This window comes from uncultured Thiodictyon sp. (assembly GCF_903828115.1).
GTDB lineage: Bacteria > Pseudomonadota > Gammaproteobacteria > Chromatiales > Chromatiaceae > Thiodictyon.
Window position 1 is genome coordinate 1 of the sequence record NZ_CAIKKU010000787.1, and the last position, 1,845, is coordinate 1,845.

The 1,845-nt window shown below is 66.1% G+C and carries 2 protein-coding genes; both read left to right on the forward strand.

Translation table 11 applies throughout. The features are described from left to right. Positions 1 to 141 precede the first annotated feature (141 nt). Positions 142 to 657 (forward strand): isoprenylcysteine carboxylmethyltransferase family protein, encoded by a 516-nt coding sequence (locus tag QZY48_RS28920; RefSeq protein WP_295437176.1) that lies wholly within the window; start codon positions 142 to 144, stop codon positions 655 to 657. A gap of 299 nt (positions 658 to 956) precedes the next feature. Then, positions 957 to 1,760 carry a 16S rRNA (adenine(1518)-N(6)/adenine(1519)-N(6))-dimethyltransferase RsmA gene (gene rsmA, locus QZY48_RS28925; protein WP_295437178.1) on the forward strand — a complete coding sequence of 268 codons (804 nt, stop codon included), beginning with the start codon at positions 957 to 959 and terminating at the stop codon, positions 1,758 to 1,760. Positions 1,761 to 1,845 lie beyond the last annotated feature (85 nt).

Consider the following 1,845-nt stretch of genomic DNA (forward strand, 5'->3'; position numbering starts at 1 on the left):
ACGGGTGCTGCTGTCACGTTCTCCGGCGCAACTGAGCGTCAAGAGGCTTGAGTTGCAGGCCGCAACGCCTATCAACCAAGTGCGGATAAATCCTAACTTCATCACTGAGCAACTTTGCTCAGAATTTTAGGAACAGTCTCCATGCCCCCCGCCCCCATCGATCGCGCCCCGCCCCCCGCCGCCTGGCATGGCCGCCGCGGCGAACTGCTGGTCGTCCTCCAGTTCGTCCTGTTCTTCGCCTTCGCCCTGACGCCCCGTTGGAACCCCTGGCTGACATCGGACCTGCTGGCCGCGACCACGGCACCGCGGCTGGTCATCCTGGCGGCCTGCGCCCTGGTCGCACTGGCCTTCGGCGGCCTGGGCTCCCACGCGCTGCGTTCCTACCTCACGCCGTTGCCCTATCCGGTGGACCACAGTCGACTGGTCACCAGCGGGGTCTACGCCATCGTGCGCCACCCGCTCTACAGCGCTCTCTTGTTCGCCGCGCTGGGTTGGGTCTGCTACACCCTGAGCCTCAGTCACCTGGCCTTGCTGGTGGTCGCTTTCCTGTTCTTCGACTACAAGGCCGGTAAGGAGGAAGGCTGGTTGAGTGAGCGTCACCCGGGGTATCAGGGGTATGCGGCCCGGGTCAAGAAGTTCGTTCCCTTTATCTATTAGCGACTTGCGTAAATTGCTGGGGCGCTCCCCAGGGGTGCGCAGGGTGCGATCGGAACTGATGTGTCGACGCCGCTCCCGTAGGGTACGCGATGTGTACCCTACAGCGACCGGACCTTCCGGACCGGGCGTCGTTGTCGTGGTCGTTGTCGTAATCGAACAATCCGATCACTACAACGACAACGACAACGACAACGACCAGGACGGCGTACCCGGGATCTCGGTCACCACCTCAGTTCTGATCGCACCCGGGTGCGCAATAGGACTCGAATCTCGCCGCCCGTTGGGAGACACTGACGGGTATGCACCAGCCCCGCAAACGTTTCAGTCAGAACTTCCTCCATGACCCCGGGACCATCCGGCGCATCCTGGACGCCGTCCGGCCGCACCCGGGGGAGCGGTTGGTGGAAATCGGCCCCGGTCACGGGGCCATCACCCGCGGACTTCTGGAAGGGGCCGGGTCGCTGGACGTGATCGAACTCGACCGCGACCTGATCGAGCCCCTGCGCGAGCGCCTGGGGGGGCTGGGAGAACTGCGCATCCACAACGCCGATGCGTTGCGCTTCGACCTCGGCACCCTGGGCGGGGCGCCCGCGTCGCTGCGCCTGGTCGGCAACCTGCCCTACAACATCTCCACCCCGCTGCTGTTCCGCTTCCTGGACCAGGCCGATTGGGTCCTGGACCTGCACCTGATGTTGCAGCGCGAGGTGGTGGAGCGCATCGCCGCGGAGCCGGGGAACAAGGTCTACGGCCGGCTCTCGGTGATGGTACAGACCTGGTGCGAGGCGGAGTGCCTGTTCCGGATCGGCCCCGGGGCCTTCACCCCGGCCCCCAAGGTGGAGTCCGCCTTCCTGCGCCTGCGCCCCCGCCGGCCCCTGCCGCAGCCGCCTGACGACCGGGCGGCCCATGCCCGCCTGGTGGCGGCGGCCTTCTCGCAGCGGCGTAAGACCCTGCGCAACAGTCTCATGGGGCTGGCGGACGCCGCGGCCTTTGCCGCGGCCGGGATCGACCCCGGGCTGCGGGCGGAGAACCTGGACGTGGCGGCCTTTGTCCGCCTCGCCAACACCCTCGGCAGGTCGGTTGCCGGGGGGGACGATCAGAACTGATGTGGTGACCGAGAACCCGGGTGCGTTGTCGTTGTCGTTGTCGTTGTCGTACTCGAATAATCCGACCACGATTACGACAACGACA

Excerpts from the sequence above, each read along its gene's own strand:
- rsmA (WP_295437178.1), top strand. The coding sequence starts at position 957 with ATGCACCAGCCCCGCAAACGTTTCAGTCAGAACTTCCTCCATGACCCC.
- QZY48_RS28920 (WP_295437176.1), top strand. The coding sequence starts at position 142 with ATGCCCCCCGCCCCCATCGATCGCGCCCCGCCCCCCGCCGCCTGGCAT.